Below are 20,780 nucleotides of genomic sequence, written 5' to 3'. Positions count from 1 at the left end.
TGAGCAAGAAAGAGATCATCCGATGCCTCAAACGCTACATCGCCCGCGAGGTCTACCACGCCCTGGTCCCACCAGCAACCACCGTCAACGGCCTTGATCTAGCCGCTTGACATCTATAGGAGCATCCCCCGCCCGTCCGAGCCCCGGAGCCGACGACTTGGCCGAGGAGCTCGACCGAAGACCCGGCCCGGCGGCACGGGGCGGCCCGGACCGCGCAAAAGCGCCGGACACGGCGGAACCGGGGCTCGTCGGAAGACGGCCGAAGCACGCCGGTGGCCCGGGCGGGCCGCCATAGAGTCGGCCCGCCCGGGCCCGGTGCGAGCGGGTTGAGTGGGAGCCGCTCGCACGTCAGGGACAGGTCACTCGGTGCCCGGGATGTCCGGGAGCCCTTCCGTGTTGTCCCAGAGGGCGCAGGTGTGGTCGGTGTAGTAGCGGGCGTCCCGCACGTTCGTCACGCCGTCCGCGTGGAGGTTCTGCACCTTGCCGATGACCGGACGGTACGCGGGCCACTCCGGCAGCCCCGCGCCGTTCGGGTCGCCGGTGGCGGCGAACCGGCTCCAGTAGCCGACCATGGTCGCGGCGAGCCGCTCCTGCGCCGCGTCCAGATCGATCGGGCGGGCCGGGAAGTCGAACAGCAGCGGCAGTTCGGCCCCGTGGTAGGCGCCCAGTTCGAGCTCCGGCGGGGTCGCGTAGACGCTCGGGACGTCCGGCTCGGTGAACTCGTACATGTGCACCGGGACGCCGTCCTCCAGCACCTTCGCGTCGCGGCGGGCGGGGCAGGCGAACGCGGCGTTCGTCAGCGCCCGGACGATCGGCGAGTCGGGGGCGCCCTCGACGCCGGACGACAGCAGGAGCGTGCTCGCCTCGTGCAGGGTCGTCCCGATCATCATCGGGACCTTCGCGTACTCGCCCGCCGGGAACGCGTCCGCCGCGGCCTTCGGCAGGACGGGGGTGCCGGTGGTCGGCGCGAGGGTCAGCGCGAGCGCCGACTCGCCCTCGGCGGGGACGGTCGCGTCGAGCAGTTCGGCGGCGGGCCTGCCGCGCAGGCACTCGGCGGTGGTGCAGCCGACCTCCTGCGCCAGCTCGGTGCCCGCGGCCTCGGCGTCCGGCAGGGTGCGCGCCACGAGCTGGCACGGGCCGCTCTGCATGACCGCCCGGTGGAACAGGCCGCGCGACGACGGCGACAGGACGTGCGAGCAGACGCTGCCGCTTCCGGCCGACTGGCCCGCGATCGTCACGTTGCCGGGGTTCCCGCCGAACGCGGCGGCGTTCGCCTTCACCCAGCGCAGCGCGGCCTGCTGGTCCAGGATCCCGAAGTTCCCGGCGCCTTCCGCGGCGGGCAGCTCGGGATGCGCGAGGAACCCGAACACGCCCAGCCGGTAGTTGATCGACACGACGACGTTCCCGGCGGCGGCGAGCCGCTGCGCGTCGTAGGTCGAGCCCGACCCGTACGCGAACGCGCCGCCGTGGATCCATACGATCACCGGGAGGTTCCCGGACGCCTGCTCGGGCGTGTAGACGTCCAGGTAGAGGCAGTCCTCGTTGGTGACCTGGTCGCGCCCCATGAACGGCGAGGCGTTCTGCGCGCAGGGCCCGCCGTGCTCGGTCGCGGGGCGGACGCCCTCCCACGCGGCGGCGGCCCGCGGCGGTTTCCAGCGCAGCGGACCGACGGGCGGGGCGGCGTAGGGGATGCCGCGGAACACCCGGCCGAGGCCGGTGGCGACACCCTCGACCCTCCCCTTGTCGGTGGCGACGACGGGTCCGCCGTCCGCCGCGGCCCCCGTCGCCGGCGCCGCGAGGAGCGCCGCGGCGACGGCGCAGGCGGCCGCGAGGCCGAGTACGCGTCGAATCATGCTTCCTCCCTGGGTATGGGAGGCGAAGACTGCCCTCCGGCGCCCCGGACGGGTATGCGTTCGCCGCGCAATCGGGCGCCGTGATCCGCGAACCTGGATGAGTGGCGGCGCCCGGGGACGCGGTGCCGTTGCGCGGCGGGATGACCGTTCGCGGTGCCGTGTGCGGCCGGCGGCGTGCAGCTCAGCCAGGAGAGCACCGGGCTCAGTCCCCGAAAGGCGCGGGGACGAATTCCGCTACGTGCGGCGACGTTATCCGGTTGCCGCCGCAAAGGCAGCGACCGTACCGTTCGCCCGATCGGCGTGTAGCTCAGTCAGGAGAGCACCGGGCTGCAGTCCCGGAGGGCGCGGGGGCAGGACCCGCCACGCCGGCCACGTTATCCGGTTGCCGCCGAAAAGGCGGCAACCGTACCGTTCACCCGATCGGCGTGTAGCTCAGCCAGGAGAGCACCAAGCTCCAGACCCGGAGGGCGCGGGGGCAGGACCCGCCACGCCGGCCACGTTATCCGGTTGCCGCCGAAAAGGCGGCAACCGTACCGTTCACCCGATCGGCGTGTAGCTCAGCCAGGAGAGCACCGGGCTCCAGACCCGGAGGGCGCGGGGGCGGAACCCGCCACGCCGGCTATGAACGAGGTGCAGGCGAACCCCGGTTACGCCGCCGGGCAGATGGCCAAGGCGTTCACGACCGCGATGTCGCACGAGGACGCCGACACGCGCCGCCGCGCGGAGGAGCGGCTGGCGCGCTGGCGGCGCGTCCTCGACGGGATGGGCGACGGCTCCCTGACCGTGGGATCGCGGACGCCCGTCGCTGAGCTCCCCGCCTGGGTGACGCTCGAGGTGGCGCGCGGCGGGTTCGCGACGGGCGCGGCCGCGGCGGGCGGCGCCCTGCTCGGCTTCGAGGCGGACGCGGCGCGGCGGGCCGGGGTCCCCGCGCGGCGCGCGGCGCTGTTCCGGCGCATGCTCACCGAGGACGGCGTCCGCGAGCTGGAGGAGCGCCTCGACGACGGCCGGTACGAGGTCGTCCTGCCGGAGGAGTCGGCGCTGCTCGTCGTGGCGTGGCTGCTGCGGGCCGGTGACCGGGCGGGCGCGCTGGAGGTGCTGGAGGAGATCGGCCCGTTCGCCGACCGGCTGCGGTTCGCGCCGCGGCCCGGCGCGCAGCCCGCGGACGCGTCGCTCGTGCGCCGCGAGCCGGTCGGGGAGATCCGGCGGCGGATCGCCGGGCGCGGCCCGAACGCGGCCGTCGAGACGATGAACGAGGCGCTCGCGGTGTGGAACCCGTTCGCCGACGAGCTGCTGGAGCACTGGCTGGAGACGGTCCGGGACGGGCGCGTGCTCGCGGTCGAGCCGGACGGCTGGCGCGGGCGCGGCACCGCGCTGCTCGCCCGGTACGAGCGGCTGGCGGCCGAGCACACCCGCTGCACGAAGCACCGCCGGCCCAAGGAGAACGCGGCGGTCCTGCGGACGTCGCTGGCGGACGTCCTCGCGGGCCGCGCGCCGTCGCGGCTGCTGCGGCACGCGATCGCGTCGATGGTCGCCCGGCGCGGGACGCCCGGATCGGCGGAGCACGCGGCGCTGCGCGGGCGGCAGGCGGCGGACGCCGCGCGGGGCACGCACCACGCGCTCGCGCAGGTCGTCCTCGCCCGGCTGGCGGACGAACCGGACGACGCGGGCGTCCCGGCGGTCGAGCCGTTCGTCGGTCCGGTGACCGCGGACGAGGCGCGCCGCACGGGAGTGGCGGAGGGCACGCGGGTCCCGGACCGGCTGCGGGACACGGTCGAGACCGCGCTGGAGGCCCCGGTGGCGACGCTGGTGGAGCGCGGCGTCGTCCCGTCGGCGGAGGTGCTGGCGGCGCTCGTGCCGCAGCTGACCGCGGCGGCGACCTCGCAGGCGTACGCGGACCCGGCGCTGCAGCGGGTGATGGCGGCGACGTACCGGGCGTTCCGGAACCGGCGGTCGCTGCTGCTGACGAACCTGGAGAGCCAGGTCCGGCTGCACGAACTGCCGTGGGTGCGGGCCGCCGAACGGCACCGCGACGCGGGCGCCACCGCGCCGCGGGTGCGCGGCGTCCTGACCCGGCTCGCGGAGCTGGCGCTGCAGGGCTTCCCGGGCACGATCCTGCCGAACCCGCTGGTCGCGGAGCTCCGCGCCCTCGCCGAACGCGCGGGCCTGGACGTCCCGTTCGTGGAGGAACTCGCCGCGGACATCTTCATGGGGCGCTTCTCCGGCAAGTTCGCGAAGGCCGCCGCGCACGCGGGGGAACTGCTCGACGGCACCCTTTACGCCCGCTACTACGGCATCGACTACCGCGCCCTGGACGCGCGGCGGTTCGGCGACCTGTGCCGGGCCCGTTCCGGCGTGACGGACCGCTGGTCGGTCGCCGGGAACGGGATGGTCATCGAGCAGGCGCAGATCCTGACGACGCACAACCTGGCGTCCCTCGTGCACCCGGTCGGGGCGGACCCGCTGGACGGGTGGGACGGTCTCGCGCGCCGCGCGTTCGGCACCGCCTGCCGGCTCGTCCGGAAGGTGCACGGCGACCCGCACCCGCTCGGCGCGATCAAGGACGCGGCGTACGCGTGGCGGCAGGCGGTCTTCTTCCTGGCGCTGTGCGGGCTGAAGGAGCAGGTCGCGGTGGTCGCGTGGATGCAGGACGAACTGGACCGGCAGGCCCCGGGCGTCGTGCGGCGGCTCGATCCGGTGCTGGCGGGGCTGCGGCACGTCCTGGCCGGCGGGAGCCTCGACGACGGCGCGGCCCCGCCGCACGCCCGGCGCCTGCTCGGCTGGTCGGTCGGCGGCCACTGGATGCGCGACGCCTGATCCCCGGGCCCGCGCGGGCCGCGCCCGGACGCCCCCGGTTTGTCGGACCTCGCTGCAAGTGTGGATCACGGCTGAACGGTTCGTGTTCCACCGGCGGGAGGTCGTGGTTTGGGCGTGTTCGAACGGTCGAGTTCGGTGCGGGTGGTCCCGCCCGTCCGGCCGCGGAAACTGGCGAAGGTGCCCTTCGTCGAACTCGCGGACGGGCGCCTCCAGGGCGTCGTGTCGAGCGGGTCGGACGTCGCTCGCGTGTACGTGTCGTCGATCACGGCGGGCACGCACGGGCTGAGCTGCAGCACCAACAACAACCGCCCGTGCGGCGGGCTGCGCGGGTCGTACCCCTGCAAGCACCTGCAGTCGCTCGTCGCCGAGGCCGTCCTGCAGTACGGGCGGGAGCGGGTCGGGCGGTACCTGAAGGTCGACGCGGGCGAGGACGGCGACCTGGCCGACGCGCTGAACGGGACGAAGGACTCGGCGCCCGCGGCCGTGGTGTTCAACCGGTTCCTGCGGCACCTGGCGTACCTGGAGGTGCCCGCGTCGCCGGAGCCGCTGCCCGAGATGCACTGGTTCCCGGGAGGGGCGCACTGATGCAGGCGGTGGGGCTCGAGGAGCTGACCGGCGGGACGCCCGCCGGGGTCGACGAGGCGCTCGGCCTGGTCGACGGGTTCGACGCGGCGCTGGCGGGCGGGTTCGGCCGGCTGGGCGCGGAGCAGGCGGCGGCGCTGGCCGCGCTGGCCGGGGCGCTCGCCGGGTCGCCGTTGGGCGGTCCGGCGGCCGAGGCGGCCGAGAAGATCGCCGCCGGGGCCGTCGCGGAGGCGCACCTGCTGACGCTGGCCGGGGCGCGGACGGCGCTGCTCGGCTCGGTGCACGACGCGCTGCTCGCGCGGCTGGACGGGGCCGCGGGCCGCACCCGCGCGGACGGCCCGGCCGCCGCGGGCGACGACATCGCCGCGAACCTGCTCGCCGGCTGCCGGTCCTGGCTGGCCGAACTGGCGATCGCGGGCTGGCGCGGCGTCGACCACGACCTGGTGTCGGCGGCCGACCGGTTCGTCGAGGGCCTGCTGAAGGAGCCGCGGCTGCGCGGCGCGGCCGTCCTGCTGGACGGGCTCGCGGCCGAACTGCGGGCGTCGTCGCCGGTCGCGGCGATGGAGTCGGTCCCGGAGCGCCGCTGGGCCGACCTGTGGGCGCGCGGGATGCTGCTGACCCGCGCGGGCGCCGCGGCCGCCGAGGCCGAACCGGTGTCGGGGCGGCTGCTGGTGCTGGGCGCGGACGTGCACGAACACGGCACGTCCGTCCAGGTGCAGGTGCACGGCGTGCTGGAGGTCGCCGGCGGCGACGCGCGGCTCGTCCGGACGTCCGTGGCGGCGTCGAAGGTCGACACCATCACGGGGCCGCAGATGTGGCGCCTCCTCGACGCCCACCCGACCCTGCTCAAGGCGCTCGCGGAACGCCGGTGCCTCAACGTCGCGGACATGGCGCTCCGTCCGGGCGGTGACCTCATCTGGGACGACGCGAAAGCGCGCGCGGGCAAGGAGGCGGATCCCTTTGCGGTGGCACGGGTGCAGCTTGCGGAGGCGGTCGCGCCGGGGCCGCCGCCGCTGGACCGGCACCCGGTGCGCATCGCCGAGCCGGTGTTCCTGGAGGGGTACGCGGTGAACGGCACCGCCCTCGAACTGGACGGACGCGCGATCAACCTCGACCTCGAGCGGCTGCCCGCGTGCGGCCCCGTCACCCCCGACCTCGTGCGGGCCTCGTCGTCCTGCATCGGGCTCGTCCGGTGGGACGCCGGCACGTGGCGCGTGCAGCCGCTGGCCGTCCGGGCGATGGTGAAGAAGAAGCCGGTCGAGGCGTGCACGGGCGACTGGGCGCTCGGCCCCACGGACCCGAAGGTGCTCAAGGCGGCCAACCGGACCGGCGACGCCGTCGGCGTGCTGCGCGAGCGGGCGGGACGGTTGCTGCGCAAATGAGCGATATCGAGGAGAAGCGGCGGCAGGTGCTGTACTGGCGGCTGCTGGCCCGCCTGTTCGAGCCCGAGGAGCAGCCCGCGCTGGAGTCGTCGAGCGTCGCGATCGTGGACGACCTCGGCCTCCCGCCCGCACTGCTCGCCCCGGGCGTTTCGGTCGACGGCCTGGTCCAGCGCTTCCCGGACCTCGGCCCCGAGTTCGAGGCGCTCGCCGACCTCGCCGAGCCCCCGGCCGCGCCGGACGTCCCGTCCGCATCCCCGCAGGCGGGCGCCCCCGCCGGGGCGGGCGAGGCGGCCACCGCAAGCAGACAGGACGACGATGCGGCGGACGCGAATGCGCCCGTCGGGGCCGGGGGCATCGTCGCCGGTGACTCGGCCGGAGTGGTGGAGGAGGGTGACGGCGGTTCGGTGCGGCGGGCGGCGCTGATGTCGAAGCTGCTGCTCAACGTGTTCTCGACCGGGGCCGGCGCGGTGTCGGCGACGCAGCTCGCCGACTGGCAGCGGGACGCCGGGTGGCTGAAGTGCGCGCTCGGCGACGAGGGCGGCCGGGAGGTCGCGGGGACGCTGTCGGAGCTGGAGGGCGACCTCGTGCGGCGGATGGCGCTGCGGGAGGTGCTGTCGGACTCGCGGCTGGCGGGGCGGCTGTCGCCGAGCATGTCGCTGATCGAGCAGCTCCTGCGGGACAAGGCGAACCTGTCGGGGGTCGCGCTGGCCAACGCGAAGGCGCTGATCCGCCGGTTCGTCGACGAGGTCGCCGAGGTGCTGCGGACGCAGGTGCAGCAGACGAGCACGGGCGTCATCGACCGGTCGGTGCCGCCGAAGCGGGTGTTCCGCAACCTCGACCTCGACCGGACGATCTGGAAGAACCTGCCGAACTGGAGCCCGGAGGACGAGCGGCTCTACGTCGACAAGCTGTTCTACCGGCGCACGGCGAAGCGGACGACGCCCGCGAAGATGATCGTGGTGGTGGACCAGTCGGGGTCGATGGTCGACTCGATGGTGAACTGCACGATCCTGGCGTCGATCTTCGCGGGACTGCCGAAGGTGGACGTGCACCTGGTGGCGTACGACACGCGGGCGCTGGACCTGACGCCGTGGGTGCACGACCCGTTCGAGGTGCTGCTGCGCACGCGGCTGGGCGGCGGGACGGACGGGCGCGTCGCGCTGGAACTGGCCCGGCCCAAGATCACCGATCCGCGCAACACGGTCGTGGTGTGGATCTCCGACTTCTACGAGTGGGCGGGCGAGGCGATCTTCGCCCAGTTCGAGGCGGTGCACCGGTCGGGGGCGAAGTTCATCCCGGTCGGGTCGGTGAACAGCTCGGGGAGCGCGGTGGTGAACCCGTGGTTCCGGGAGCGGTTCAAGGGGCTCGGGACCCCGGTGCTCTCGGGCCGCATCCAGAAGCTCGTGACCGAACTGAAGAACTTCCTGGCCTGAGGCCAGGGCACAGACGATGAGGAGAGCGATGTCCGAGATGCTGCGCGCCCCCGCCGAGGTCAAGTACGCCGAGGAGCTCGACTACCTGGAGTCGGTGGACGACGGCCCGAAGCCGTTCGCGTGGCGGCTGTCGCCCCGGATGGTGCGGCTGTTCGTGCTCGGGTCGGAGCGGGCGGACGGCCTCGACCGGGAGATCCCGCAGAAGTGGTTCGGCGACCGCAGCTTCGTGGAGCGGAGCATCGTGACGCTGGCGTCGGACCGGGGGCTGCTGCTGATCGGCGACCCGGGCACCGGCAAGAGCTGGCTGGCGGAGCTGCTGTCGGCGGCGATCTGCCGGAACTCGACGCTGGTCGTGCAGGGCACGGCCGGCACCACCGAGGACCACATCAAGTACTCGTGGAACGTGTCCATGGTGATCGCGAAGGGGCAGTCGCGGGAGGCGATGATCCCGTCGCCGATCATGACGGCGATGGAGTCGGGTGTGATCGGCCGGTTCGAGGAGCTGACCCGCTCGACGAGCGACGTGCAGGACGCGCTGATCTCGATCCTGTCGGAGAAGTACGTGTCGATTCCCGAGCTGGACGACGACAACATCGTGTTCGCGCAGCCCGGGTTCTCGATCATCGCGACGGCGAACAGCCGCGACCGGGGCGTGAACGACCTGTCGTCCGCGCTGAAGCGGCGGTTCAACTTCGTGCGCATCCCGGTGGTGACGAACAAGAAGAGCGAGGCGGAGATCGTCCGGTTCCGGACGGCGGAGCTCCTGCGCCGCCACGAGATCGACCTGGAGGTGCCGCCGACGCTGCTGGACGTCCTGCTGCAGAGCTTCTCCGACCTGCGGGCCGCCGCCGAGTCGGCGACCAGCGACGACGAGAAGCTGGAGTCGGCGCTGTCGACGGCCGAGCAGATCGGCGTGCTGGAGGACGCGATCCTGCACAGCCAGTTCTTCGGCGACCGGACGCTGACGGCGGAGACGCTCGGCAGTTCGCTCGTCGGGTCGCTGGCCCGCCGCTCCCCGGAGGACCTGGCGATCCTCAACAAGTTCTGGCACGGGGTCGTCGAGCCGCGCGGCAAGGACGACGGCACGTGGCGGGGCTTCCTGGAGGGCGGCCGCGACACCATCGCGACGCTCTCATGACCGGAACCGCCACGAAGGCCACGGCCGCGGGCGTGTTCGGCCCGCTCCGCGAGCAGCTGCTGGACGCGGCGCGCGCGTTCGGCGACGGCGAGGCCGCCGGGGACGGCGTCGCGCGGCTCCTCGCCGGCATGGTCGACGACGTCGACCGGGCGCTCCGGGAGGAACTGGAGATCTTCCCGGTGTGCCACCATTCGCCCGCGTCGGCGCTGGCGATGGCGCGGCGGCTCCGGGAGAAGCGGCCGAAGGTCGTCTACCTGGAGCTGTGCGAGGACTTCGCGCCGCTGCTGGCGGAGCTGAAGAACTGCCGGCTGCCGGTGGCGCTGCAGTCGTTCGCGAACGAGCTCGACGGGTTCCCGAAGAAGTGGGCGCCGCTGAGCGTGATCGCGCCGATCACCGAGGCGTCCGCCGAGTACCAGGCGATCGCGTACGCGCAGGAGACCGACGGGGTGGAGCTGGTGCTGGTCGACCGGTCCACCGACCACGTCTACCAGTGGGACCCGCCCGAGTCCGACGGCCCCGCCGGACCGGACGTCCCGGACGGGTCCGGCGACGAGGACGGGCTGCACGGCGACGCCGTCGGCATCGAGATCGGCGACCTGCGGCCCGGGTTCGCGGAGCTGGAGGAGCACCTGCTGCACCACGGGAAGGTGCGGCACTGGTCCGAGTGGTGGGACCAGTACGTCGAGCAGCCGCTCGTGGGCGCCGACTACGCCACGTACCGGCAGGTCATGACGCTGATCGGCAGCCTGTTCCGGCGGCTGGACCCGCACGCCCGCAACCGGGAGCGCAACGAGCGCCGCGAGCGGTTCATGTGGACGCGGATGCGCGAGCACATCGCCGCGACCGGCGCCGACCCGGCCGACTGCCTGTACGTGTGCGGCGCGGCGCACGCCGTCAGCCGGGTCGACGGGTTCGGGCTGCGCCCGGAGGCGGCGGAGCCGTTCGACATCCCGCCGCGCACCGGCACGAAGTGGCGGTACGGGCTGATCCCGTCGAGCCATTCGGCGATCGAGGCGCAGTTCGGGCTGGCGTCGGGGTCGGTGTCGATCGCGGCGGCGACGTTCGCGAAGGCCGTCAAGCGGGGCGGGGCGGCGCCGTTCCGGCTGAAGGGGCAGCGGGGCGCGTCCGCCGGCGGGCGGAAGAAGGCGCCCGCGCCGGCCGCCCCGGCGGGCGCGGGTGCGGGCACCGCGGACCGGTTGTCGGGGTTCCTGGCCCGGCCGCCCGCCCTCGACCCGCTGGACGAGTCGGAGCTGCTCGGCTGGTGCGTCGACATCGTCGGGCTCGCCCGCCGCAACGGGTACCTGGCGTCGACCGCCGACGCGATCGCCGTGTTCGAGACGTCCGTGCTGCTCGCCGGGATGCGGGGCCGGACCCGCCCGACCCCGTACGACTTCCAGGACGCCGCCGTCACCTGCATCGAGAAGGACCGGGTGCCGGGGCGGCGGGACGTGGCGCGGCTGTGCGAGATCCTGCTCGGCGGCGACCGGGTCGGGCAGGTCGGGTACGAGTCGCTGCCGCCGCTGGCCCGCGACGTCCTCGACCGGCTGGAGCCGCTGGGCCTCGACCTGGGCAAGCGGACGGTGCAGCGGGCGCTGCTGAACCTCGACGCCGATCCCGCCCTGCGCCCGTGCTCCGACCTGCTGTGGGTGCTGCGGCGGCTGCTGCCCGACGACGCCGTCCGCCCGATCATGGGGGCGCGGGAGCTGGGCGAGCGGTCGATCCAGGAGAGCTGGGACCTCGCGATCGGCCGCAACCAGCGGTCGCTCGTCGAGCTCGGCTACGAGGGCGTCACCGCCGAGCAGGTCCTCGAGCGGCGGCTGCGGCGCGCCGTGTACGACCCGAAGGCGACGGCGGCCGCGGCGCTGCGCGCGGTCGAGGACGCCGTGGTGTACCTGGACGCGGGGCGGTTCGCCGACGAGCTGGGCGCGCGGGCCGTCGAGCTGCTGGCCGCCGAGCGGACCGTGGACGACGCGCCCGAGGTGCTGCGCCGGATCCGGCGGCTCCTCGCGCACTACCGCGCGACCGAGCCGGAGCTGCCGGAGTGGTGCCGCGAGTTCGTCACCGCCGGGTACGCGCACTACTGCACGCTGCTGCCGACGGCGTTCGTGGACGAGCACTCGGGCGTCCGGCAGGTCGCGGCGATGCTCGGGTTCCTGCTCGGGATGGAGAGCCTCGCGCTGTCGCTCGGCTGCGACCGGGCGCAGCTCGAGCTGGCGGTGCGGCAGTCGCATCCGGAGGCGCCCGCGAAGGTCGCGCTGCTGTGGGCGGCGAAGTCGCAGCTCGGCCTGATGCCGCTGGCGGACGTGCGGGCCCGGTGCGACGAGCTGCTGGCGTCGCCGCTGTCGGTGCCGTCGTTCCCGCACTACCTGAGCGGTTTCGTGCAGGCCCTCGATCCCGCGCCGGGGCTGGCGCCGCTCGTCGTCGAGGTCCTGTCGAAGGCGTTCGGGCGGCTCCCGGACCGGGTGCTGCTGCCCTGGCTGCCGAAGCTGATCACGACGTTGAAGGACCACGCGCGGGAGATGGTGCCCGTGCTCGTCCACGAGGCGTCCCGCACGTTCCCGGGTTCCCTTCCGGCCCTGGACGCGTGGACGCCCCCGTGGTCGGGCGACGCGGAGGCCCCGGCGGCGGCCGCTCCGTCGGCGGTGTCCGGTCCGGTGGCGGACCTGCTGGCGGGGCGCCCGGCGACGACCGAGGCCGTCGCCGCCCTGCTGGGCCACCCGGTGGAGTGGCGCTCGGCCCCGGCCGCCGCAGGCGGCGGTGAGGCCGCGGCCCTGGTGGCGCGGCACCCCGAGGCACCGGAGGCCGTCGCGGCCCTGCTCGCCCGGTAGCGGCGCACGAAACCGGTGCCGCGGCGGGCCGGCCCCCGGCCGCCGCGGCACCGGCCGTGTCCGGTCGGGGCGGAACCGGGGACGCGTCACGGCCGTCCCAGCCGGAACGACCGATCACCGGGTTTCCACGCATGGGGTGCCGCTTGCTGCCGAAGTCGAACCGGGCGCGCGCGATGGCCGCGGGAGCCGTCCTCCTGGCGGTGGTGGCGGTCCTCGACGCGGTGTGCGTGCTCGGGGACGAGGCCGCCGCACCCCTGCCGGACGGCGAGCGCCGCCCGGCGCCGGTCCGGTTCGGCGAATCCCCGATGTGGACGACCCGCGACCTCGGCATGGTGGAGGCCGCGGGGATCGGGCTGCACGGCGGCACCGCCGTCGTCGCGGGCGACGCGGGCGGCAGGGACCGGCTGGCCGTCACCGGTCTGCGGACCGGCGAACCGCGCTGGGTCCTGGAGAGCGGGGAGCCCCTGCTGGACGGTGACGGCGCGCACGCCGATGCGGGGCCCGGTGCCCTGCGGGGCGCCATGGGCGAGCCGCTCGCGTACGGCCGGGGAGACGACTGGTCCGTGCTCGTCCGGTACGCCGGGAAGCCGCCGCAGCAGGCGGAGACCGGGGTGGCGGCGCTGTCGGGCGAGGACGGCGGTGTCCGCTGGAAGCGCGCGCTCGCCCGTCCCGGGTCCGGCGGCGACGGCCCCGGGCCGAGGGTGCGGCTGCTCGCGGCGGACACGCGGGCGATCCTCGCGAGCGTGGAGGCGGAGCGGGGCGCGCGTCCGAAGACCGTCGCCCTGGACCCCGCGACCGGCCGGGTCCTGTGGGAGCACGAGGGCGGCTGGGCCTACCGGTTCGCCGGCGACGCGGTGCTCGGTGAGACGCGCGGCGAGCAGCCTCCGGCGGAACGGCTGGGGCCGCGGCGCACGGGCACCGACGTGTTCGCCTTGGACGTGCGGAGCGGCCGGATGCTCTGGGACTCGGGCGACGTGTTCGACAGCGCCCATCTGGACGCGGTGGCGGGCGACACGGCCGTCGTCGACGTGACGGAGCCGGAACCGGGAAGGATGCTGCCGGACTACCGGACGGTCCTGCTCGACTCGGCCACCGGCCGCGTCCGCGGGTACGCCGACCGCCTGCGCGACTGCGCCGACGACGGCCGGACGCTGATCGCGTGCTCGACCCTGCACGGGCGGCTGGCAACGGTCCGCTCCGGTACCGGCGGGAAGGTGTTCACGGCGGAGACCCCGCCGTTCGACGAAAGGACGTCGTTCCGCGTCAGCTCGGTCTGGCGGGACCGCATCTTCGTCACCGAACAGCCCGGCGGGCTCCCCCGGCAGGCGATGGTCGACCGGGCGGCGAACCGGCTCGGCCCGGTCCCGTCCGACGGGATCGCCGCGCTGTCGCCGGACGCCGCCGCGTTCGAGGTCGACGACGGCGACCTGGCCGTGGTCCCCGCCGCCGTCGGCAGGAAACCGGCCGAAGCGGCCGAACCGGCCGAACCGGCGCCGCGGCCTCCCGGAATCGCGACGGCGCCGCTGTGGCGGGCCGAGGTGGAACCCGCACCCGATCCGCCCGGCAGGGACACCGGCCTGAGCAGGGTGATCGACATCGAACTCGCCGGGGACTCCGTCGTCTACACCGGCCCGCGGCGCGACCACGACGAGACCGACACGCAGGTCGTCGCCGACGCGGGCACCGGGAAGGTGCGGTGGTCCGTCGCCGAGGGCGCGCCGCTCGGCGGCGGCGCCGAGGCGGCGGACGTCCTCCGGGTCCGCGTCGTCTCCGCGGGCGGGGAGCGGCTGTCGCTCGTCCGCTACCGGGCGTCCGGCGGCGCGGAGGGCGTCGCCGCGCTCTCGCTGGACGACGGCGGCGTCCGGTGGAAGAAGGAGGTCGTCCGGGGGGACGGCTTCGTGTCCCTGGCCGCGGCCGGCGACGAGGCGTTCGCGGTGGAGATCTCGTCGGCCGTGCGCGGCGGCGAGGACATCATGGCGGTGTACGCGACCGGCACGCGGCGGGAGCTGTGGCGCGAGCGCGGGATGACGCCCGAGAGCATCGGCGGCGGGCTCGTCCTCGCCGCCGAGACCGCCCGCGACGAGGAGGGGAAGCGGAAGCCGCGCGACCTCGTCGCGTACGGGACGGCGGACGGCGAGCCGCGCTGGCGGCTCGGCGACCGGTACCGGGAGCCCGGCCTGCTGTACGACGGCGGCGGCGCCGCGGTCGTCGGGACGGCGGACGGCGGCGCCGTGCTCGACCGGGCCACCGGCCGCGAACTCGCCCGGACGGTGCGGCTCCGCCGGTGCGAGGGGGACGGCGGCGCGCTGATCGTCTGCGAGGCGGGGGCGGTGGGGGCGACGGGCCCGGTCGGGCGCGCGGTGACGGTGCGGGTCCGCGACGGCGCCGCCCGGGTCCGCGACCTGCTGGAGACGGGCTCCCTCTCGCTCTACGGCGCGGCCGGGGACTGGTTCACGGCCGTCCACCGGCCCGACGGCGTCCGGCCCGGCGGGGAGGGCGAGCGGTTCCTCCTCCTGGACGCCGCCGGACGCCGCGTGTCCGACGGCCTGCCGGGGCGGCCGGCGACGATCGGCGGCGGCTTCGCCGTCCTGACCCCGTCCGAGATCGTCCACCGGGTCGGCGGGTCCGGGGTGCGGGGCTTCGCCGTCCACCGGGTGCGGGGCTGACCCGCCGGCTCGGACGGGTGCCGGCCGGCGCGGGTGCTCCGGTCAGCGGAACGTGGTGAACCCCGGGGCGTCCGGGCCGAGGTGCCGTCGACGGCACGGGACGGAAGGTGTCCGCGCGCCCGGCCGGACGGCACGGCCGCGTTCGGCCACGGGGGTTTCGGCGGGTTCCGGCGGCGGTCCGGTCCGTTACCGGATCGGTATGCGGTGGATCTTGGACGGTGCGTGACGCGGTGCAGGCGGGCGCAAGGTGCTTGCGCGCGTGCAAGCGACCGTGACCGGGGCCCGCGCGCTGCGTCAGAGTGGATGTCGTGCGAGCGGAAACGCCAGGTCGCCCGCAGAGTTCCTGCCCATGCCCGAGACTCCCACCAGGTCATGGAACATGATGTTCGCTTACAGCCCGACACGGAGACGTGAAGCCGTCGCTGCCATGAACGCCACCGACACGTGGTCCGGGACGCCGGTGCTCGTCCCGGTCTCCGCGCCCGCCCTGGAACTCTCCGCTCCCGCCGCCCGCGCCAACGGCTCGTCCGGCCGGCTGATCGGGGAGATCGACCTCGCCGCCACGCCGCCCGCCGTGCGGCTCGCCCGGTCCTACGTCCGCGAACTCGTCGGGCAGCACTTCGGCGCCGACCGGTCCCGGCTCGGCGACCTGGAGCTGCTGACGAGCGAGGCCATGACGAACGCGGTGCTGCACGGCCGGCCGCGGCCGGACGGCACCGTGATGCTGGCGGTCCTGCACATCGACCGGTTCGTCCGCGTGGAGATCACCGACGGGGGGCCGCCGCCGGGGCGGCCCGGCGGACCGGACGAACCGGGCCCGGCGGACGGCCGGGCGCTGGCGCTGATGCAGGCGCTCGCCGCCGACTTCGGCGTCCACCGCGGCCCGAGCGGGACGGCGGTGTCCTGGTTCGGGATCGCGGTCGACGAAGGGTGGCGGCTGCCGTGACGCGGGGGATCGCGTTGAGCGCGGGCCGCCGGCCCGGCTCGTCCCCGGACGGGGGCGTGGACGGCGGCGCGCGTTTCGGCGGGGTCCTCCCGAACATCGCGCGGATGTGCGACTACTACCTCGGCGGCAAGGACAACTACGCGCTCGACCGGGAGTCGGCCGAGCGGGCAAGTCGGCTCGCGCCGGTGATCACGCGGCTCGTCCAGGCGAACAGGGGCTTCCTGGAACACGCCGCACGGCTCCTCGCCGAGACGGAGGGGGTGCGGCAGTTCGCGGACATCGGCTGCGGACTGCCCGCGCCCGTCAACACCGCCGACGTCGTCCGCCGCGCCGACCCGTCCTGCCGCGTCGCCTACGTCGACAACGACCCGATGGTGCTGGCCCACGCGCGCGCGTTGCTCGCCGCGGAGCCCGGCACGGCGGCCGTCGCGGGCGACCTGCGCGACCCGGCGGGGCTGCTCGCCCGGCTGCGCGGCCCGCTCGACTTCGACCGGCCGGTCGGGGTGCTGCTGTGCGGGGTGCTGGAGTTCCTGACCGACGCGGACGACCCGCGCGGCGTCGTCGCCGCGCTGGTGGCGGGGCTCCCGCCGGGCAGCAGCGTCGCGCTCACGCACGTCGAGCGGACGCCCGAGCTGGCCGAACTGGGGGCGCGCGGCCACGAGACGGGCCTGCCGTTCACCCCGCGGAGCCGTGCGGAGATCGACCGGATCTGCGGGGCGCTCGCGGTGACCGGCCCGTACCCGGCGGCGGTGCCGCTCGCCGCCCCCGGACGCCGGTCCGGTCCGACGCCGCTCGTCGGCTGCATCGGCCGCAGGCCGGACTGACCCGGGCGCGCCGCCATGCCGTGTCACCGCGCGTCCGCCGTTCCGGGGCGCCCGAAGCGCCCCGCTTCGCTACGATCGAACCGTCCATACCTGCCACTCCCGGGACGGGCGATGACCGCGGACGGCGAGCCGAAGTCACTCTCCGAGATCACCAAGGACATGGGCCTGAACATGTCCGACGTGGCCGCGTTCTCGGGGCTGGACGAGAGCACCGTGTTCCGGCTGTGGGACAACCCGGAGTGGCTCGACCGGGTGACCGGGCGGTCGCTGCAGGCGCTGATGTCGTCGATCCCCGGGATCGCCGAGTACTCGATGGCGCACGCCGTCCGCAAGCGCCGCGACGCGCTGGTCGCCGACCTGCACGCCGCCGGCCTCGACGTGGACGTGGACGTCCTGGAGCGGTCGACGCTCCCGCAGCAGCACCTGCTGAACGCGCTGGAGGCGGGGCTGCACATCGTCCGGGGGCAGGCGACGCAGAAGACGTCGTCGTTCATCGCGCGGTTCTGGGGCCGCGAGCAGGACAGCGCGCTGGAGTCGCTCTACTCGGCCGAGCCCGGCCAGGGCCTCCTGCGCAACCCGCAGCGGCTCTTCGAGTCGTCGGTCGATCTGGCGCCGCGGCTGAACCGCAAGTCGTACTCGTTCCACTCGATCCTGGCGCTGAACATCCTGACGCACCAGGTCAGCAAGGTCGGGGCCGAGCTGGAGACCGACCTCGGGTTCGAGGTGCCCGGACGGCAGGACGCGTTCATGATGCGCGGCGTCGTCATGGGCCAGCTGATCAAGACCGGCGACCTCGACCTCGCCGAGCGCTACCGCAGGGAACTGGACGCCACGCCCGTCTACGCGGCGCTGGAGGAATGGTCGTTCCCCACCTACATGCGGGACGGGCGGATCAGCTCCGACTTCACGCTCCCCAGCTCGCTGTCGCTGCGCAACACCGCGAACGAGGTCCTGCGGGAGATCACCGCCTACAACGACGCCTGCGTGTACTACCTGGCGTCCACGTACGTTCCGCTCGCGCTGAAGCGCGACCCCGCGTTCGGCGGGAAGCTCCCGGAGCTGGTCCGGGCGCTGCAGCTGCGGATGTCCGACTGCACGGACCGCAGGGTCCGCGAGAGCTGCGAAACGCTGGTGCGCCAGCTCAAGGGCCGCATCTGAATCGACGTCCCGGACGCGGACGCTATGACGGGAAAGAATGGGGAGCCGGTGGAGGACACGGCGGAAGCGATCGCGAAGCTGACGCGGCAGCGATGGGAGGACAACGCCGAGTACTGGGTCAGGGTGATCCGGGAGCGCCGCGACCGGTACCGGACCGAGCTGACCGACGCGGCCGTCCTCGACGCGCTCGGCGACACCGCGGGCCTGCGCGTCCTGGACGCCGGATGCGGCGAGGGGTACATCGCCCGGAAGCTCGCCGCGGACGGCGCGGACGTCCTCGGCGTCGACGTGTCGCAGGGGCTGGTCGACGCGGCCGCGGCGGCCGCCCCGCCGGACGTGCGGGGCTCGCTGTCGTTCGTCCGCGCGGGCGTCGACGACGTCCCGGCCGCGGACGGCGAGTTCGATCTCGTCGTCTGCAACCACCTGTTCAGCCACTTGCAGGACCCGACGGCCGCGATCGGCGAGTTCGCGCGGGTGCTGCGCAGCGGCGGACGGCTGGTGGTGCTGACCCTGCACCCCTGCTTCTACGTGGAGAACTCCGAGCAGGGCGCGATGAACAGCGTCCCCGCGTCCCGCTACTTCCGGCCGCGCGGCGTCGACCAGTACTTCAACGTGGACGGCCTGGAGTCCCCCGCGATGATCACATCGTGGCTGCGGCCCCTCGAGTACTACTCTGGAACGCTCCGAGACGCCGGCTTCGTGATCGCCGACCTGCGCGAGCCGCACCCGACGCCGGAGCAGCTCCAGGACGACCCGTGGTGGCGCAAGGGCTTCCCGACGGCCCTGTTCATGCTGCTGATCGCGGAGCGCCGCTAGCCTCGGGGCATGGACGACAGCGTACCGCCGGACCTGGCCGACCACCCCGACCGCCTGCGGTGGAACGCCAAGTACGCCCCGGACGGCTCCGCGGGCGCGGACGCCGGCGCGCCGGTGCCCCCGGCGCATCCGCTCGCGGCCGACGCGCTCCGCGCGGCCCCGGACGGGCCCGTCCTCGACCTCGCGTGCGGGCCGTCCGGCGCCGCGCTGTCGGCCGCCGCGGCCGGACGTCCCGTCACCGCGGTCGACATCTCGGACGTCGCGCTCGCCCGGCTCGGCGCCGCGGCCCGCCGCCGCGGGCTCGCCGCGCGGATCACGCTCGTCCAGGCCGACCTCGGGACGTGGCGGCCGCCCGCCGCGGCGTTCGCGGCCGTCCTGTGCACCGGGTTCTGGGACCGCGCCGCCTTCGCCGCCGCCGTGCCCGCCGTCGCGCCCGGCGGCGTCCTGGCGTGGGAGGCGTTCACCGCGGCGGCGCGCCGGGACCGCCCGCACCTGCCCGCCGCGTGGTGCCTGGCCCCCGGGGAGCCCGCGTCCCTGCTCCCGGACGGCTTCCGCGTCCTCGACCAGCGGGACGTCCAGGGCGGGAAGCGTCGCATCCTGGCGCGGAGTTAGTACGCTGGGGGCCGCTTCCAAGCCGCCGAGCGGCCCCTTCATGGGGGTATGACCGGTAGATTGCGGGTCGGCCTCCTTCACGCGGTTTTCACGCTGCGCTTAGCCCGGGCCTGGAAGGGTGGTCAATCCGTGTTGTCGTCGAACCCGGAGCGAGTGAGGAAACATGTCCGAGGATGACAAGCCCCGGGGCGAACCGGCGGTCAAGGCGAAGATCCCGAACGCCAAGAGCATCCGGAGCCCGGAGTTCACCCCGCACGGCATCAGCGCCGGACGCGGCAGCGGCCTCAACCGGCCCTCCGCGCTCACCGCCAAGCAGGCGAAGCGCCGCCGCATCGCGGCGATCGCGGGCGCCGTCGTCGCCGTCGTCGCCATCGCGGGCGGCACGACCTACTACCTGACGCGCCCGGACCCGGCCGTGTCCGTCACCGGCGCCTTCGGCAAGGCGCCCAAGGTCGAGATCCCGACCGAGGTCGCGCCGCCCAAGTCGCTGCAGGTGTCGACGCCGATCGTGGGCGAGGGGAACAAGGTCGCCAAGGGCGACACCGCGTTCCTCCAGTTCGTCTACTACAAGTGGTCTCCGAAGGACGACCCGGAGAACTCGAAGGTCAAGAGCTCCAGCGAGAAGTCCGAGAGCACCTACGAGCAGGGCGAGGGCGTCACGCCGATCAAGGTCGGCGAGAGCCCGGTGAAGGGCCTCGACGAGGGCCTCATCGGCAAGGCCGTCGGCAGCCGCGTCGTCGTGGAGGTCCCGCCGGGCAAGGGCTTCGGCGAGCAGGGCGCCCAGCTCGGCATCGAGAAGACCGACTCGCTGCTGTTCGTCGCCGACATCCGCGCGTCCGTCCCGCAGAACGCGGTCCCAAAGGGCACCGAGAAGAAGGTCGACGACGACGGCCTGCCCACCGTCGAGGACAAGGGCGCCGGCAAGGCCCCCGAGGTGAAGATCCCCGACGCGGACGCGCCGAAGGCGCTGAAGGCCGTCACCCTCGTCGAGGGCACCGGGCCCGCGCTGGCCAAGGGCGACAAGGCCGTCATGAACTACCAGGGGCGGCTCTGGCGCAACGGCGAGGTCTTCGACTCCAGCTGGGAGACCGGCCAGATGCAGGCGTTCCCGATCGGCGAGGGCGCCACCATCCCCGGCTTCGACAAGGGCCTCACCGGCGTCAAGGTCGGCAGCCGCGTCATGCTCGTCCTCCCGCCGAAGGAAGGCTACGGCGAGCAGGGCAACCCGCAGGCCGGAATCAAGGGCGACGACACCCTCGTCTTCATCGTGGACGTCCTCGCCAAGTTCTGAGCGCGCGAGTTCTGAGACCGAGCGCACTTCCGCGAGCGGCGGGACCCGGAACCGGGTCCCGCCGCTCGCGCGTTCTCCGATGACGACAACCGCGCGGGGACGTCGGCCGTCCTTCTCATCGACGGCTCGCCGCACCGACCCCCTCGGGTATCGTCGGTAACGCATTGATCACGGGGGGCTTGTGAGCAACAGGAGAAAGGGCGCCGGGCGCGCCCGGGACGGCGACGGCACCGCGCCCGACCAGGCGTCCGACCAGGCGTCCGACCAGGCGCCCGAAGGGACGTCCGAAGGGGCGTCCGAGCGGCCGGAATCCGCGGCTCCACCCCCGCCCGAACCCGAAAAAAGCCGCGAGAACGACATATCTCAGAACGGCGACAAGGCGCCAGGAGCTTCCATCCCTCACGACGACGAATCCCCGCGGACCCCCGAATCGGAAC

At 74.5% G+C, this 20,780-nt stretch carries 14 protein-coding genes and 4 tRNA genes; 17 read left to right on the top strand and 1 reads right to left on the bottom strand.

Features of this window, described 5'->3' with window-relative positions; translation table 11 throughout:
- Positions 1-359: 359 nt before the first annotated feature.
- Positions 360-1,853: a carboxylesterase/lipase family protein gene (locus DMH08_RS30165; protein ID WP_125619317.1), complete on the bottom strand. Its 1,494-nt coding sequence runs from the start codon at positions 1,851-1,853 to the stop codon at positions 360-362.
- A 169-nt stretch (positions 1,854-2,022) separates the two neighbouring features.
- On the opposite strand from DMH08_RS30165, the gene DMH08_RS40435 reads away from it, so the two are divergent.
- The 17 genes from DMH08_RS40435 to DMH08_RS30085 all read left to right on the top strand — a co-directional run bounded on the left by DMH08_RS40435 (position 2,023) and on the right by DMH08_RS30085 (position 20,343).
- Positions 2,023-2,096 (top strand) — tRNA-Leu (locus tag DMH08_RS40435).
- Positions 2,097-2,149: 53 nt separating this feature from the next.
- A tRNA-Cys gene (locus tag DMH08_RS30160) sits at positions 2,150-2,225 on the top strand.
- A gap of 49 nt (positions 2,226-2,274) precedes the next feature.
- A tRNA-Trp gene (locus DMH08_RS30155) sits at positions 2,275-2,350 on the top strand.
- Positions 2,351-2,399: 49 nt separating this feature from the next.
- A tRNA-Trp gene (locus tag DMH08_RS30150) sits at positions 2,400-2,472 on the top strand.
- Positions 2,473-2,474: 2 nt separating this feature from the next.
- Positions 2,475-4,667 carry a hypothetical protein gene (locus DMH08_RS30145; RefSeq protein WP_125619315.1) on the top strand — a complete coding sequence of 731 codons (2,193 nt, stop codon included), beginning with the start codon at positions 2,475-2,477 and terminating at the stop codon, positions 4,665-4,667.
- Between the two features lie 114 nt (positions 4,668-4,781).
- Entirely contained in the window at positions 4,782-5,252 is a 471-nt protein-coding gene (locus DMH08_RS30140) for a hypothetical protein (protein ID WP_233617894.1), read from the top strand.
- The gene (locus DMH08_RS30135) at positions 5,252-6,631 is read left to right on the top strand and encodes a hypothetical protein (protein WP_125619311.1); all 1,380 of its coding nucleotides are present in this window, start codon (positions 5,252-5,254) and stop codon (positions 6,629-6,631) included. The genes DMH08_RS30140 and DMH08_RS30135 overlap by 1 nt, the downstream gene beginning before the upstream one ends.
- The gene (locus DMH08_RS30130) at positions 6,628-8,064 is read left to right on the top strand and encodes a vWA domain-containing protein (RefSeq protein WP_125619309.1); all 1,437 of its coding nucleotides are present in this window, start codon (positions 6,628-6,630) and stop codon (positions 8,062-8,064) included. The genes DMH08_RS30135 and DMH08_RS30130 overlap by 4 nt, the downstream gene beginning before the upstream one ends.
- Before the next feature lie 28 nt (positions 8,065-8,092).
- Complete coding sequence (locus tag DMH08_RS30125; protein WP_026400817.1) at positions 8,093-9,202, top strand: ATP-binding protein; 1,110 nt, start codon at positions 8,093-8,095, stop codon at positions 9,200-9,202.
- Entirely contained in the window at positions 9,199-12,030 is a 2,832-nt protein-coding gene (locus DMH08_RS30120; RefSeq protein ID WP_125619307.1) for a hypothetical protein, read from the top strand. Before DMH08_RS30125 ends, DMH08_RS30120 begins: the two co-directional genes overlap by 4 nt.
- A gap of 143 nt (positions 12,031-12,173) precedes the next feature.
- Positions 12,174-14,696, top strand: a complete 2,523-nt coding sequence (locus DMH08_RS30115) for a PQQ-binding-like beta-propeller repeat protein (protein ID WP_158642414.1) — start codon at positions 12,174-12,176, stop codon at positions 14,694-14,696.
- Positions 14,697-15,123: 427 nt separating this feature from the next.
- Complete coding sequence (locus DMH08_RS30110) at positions 15,124-15,642, top strand: ATP-binding protein (protein WP_051300145.1); 519 nt, start codon at positions 15,124-15,126, stop codon at positions 15,640-15,642.
- The gene (locus tag DMH08_RS30105) at positions 15,639-16,466 is read left to right on the top strand and encodes an SAM-dependent methyltransferase (protein WP_125619303.1); all 828 of its coding nucleotides are present in this window, start codon (positions 15,639-15,641) and stop codon (positions 16,464-16,466) included. Before DMH08_RS30110 ends, DMH08_RS30105 begins: the two co-directional genes overlap by 4 nt.
- A gap of 111 nt (positions 16,467-16,577) precedes the next feature.
- Positions 16,578-17,624, top strand: a complete 1,047-nt coding sequence (locus DMH08_RS30100) for a hypothetical protein (RefSeq protein WP_125619301.1) — start codon at positions 16,578-16,580, stop codon at positions 17,622-17,624.
- 48 nt (positions 17,625-17,672) lie between these two features.
- Positions 17,673-18,440 (top strand): class I SAM-dependent methyltransferase, encoded by a 768-nt coding sequence (locus DMH08_RS30095; protein WP_051300148.1) that lies wholly within the window; start codon positions 17,673-17,675, stop codon positions 18,438-18,440.
- Positions 18,441-18,449: 9 nt separating this feature from the next.
- The gene (locus DMH08_RS41980) at positions 18,450-19,052 is read left to right on the top strand and encodes a methyltransferase domain-containing protein (protein WP_125619299.1); all 603 of its coding nucleotides are present in this window, start codon (positions 18,450-18,452) and stop codon (positions 19,050-19,052) included.
- A gap of 163 nt (positions 19,053-19,215) precedes the next feature.
- Positions 19,216-20,343 (top strand): FKBP-type peptidyl-prolyl cis-trans isomerase, encoded by a 1,128-nt coding sequence (locus DMH08_RS30085; protein WP_125619297.1) that lies wholly within the window; start codon positions 19,216-19,218, stop codon positions 20,341-20,343.
- Positions 20,344-20,780: the final 437 nt, after the last annotated feature.

The sequence above is a fragment of the Actinomadura sp. WAC 06369 genome, from assembly GCF_003947565.1.
GTDB classification, from domain to species: domain Bacteria; phylum Actinomycetota; class Actinomycetes; order Streptosporangiales; family Streptosporangiaceae; genus Spirillospora; species Spirillospora rifamycini.
Note: the sequence above shows the minus strand (reverse complement) of the source record. Positions and strands in the feature narration are given on the sequence as shown.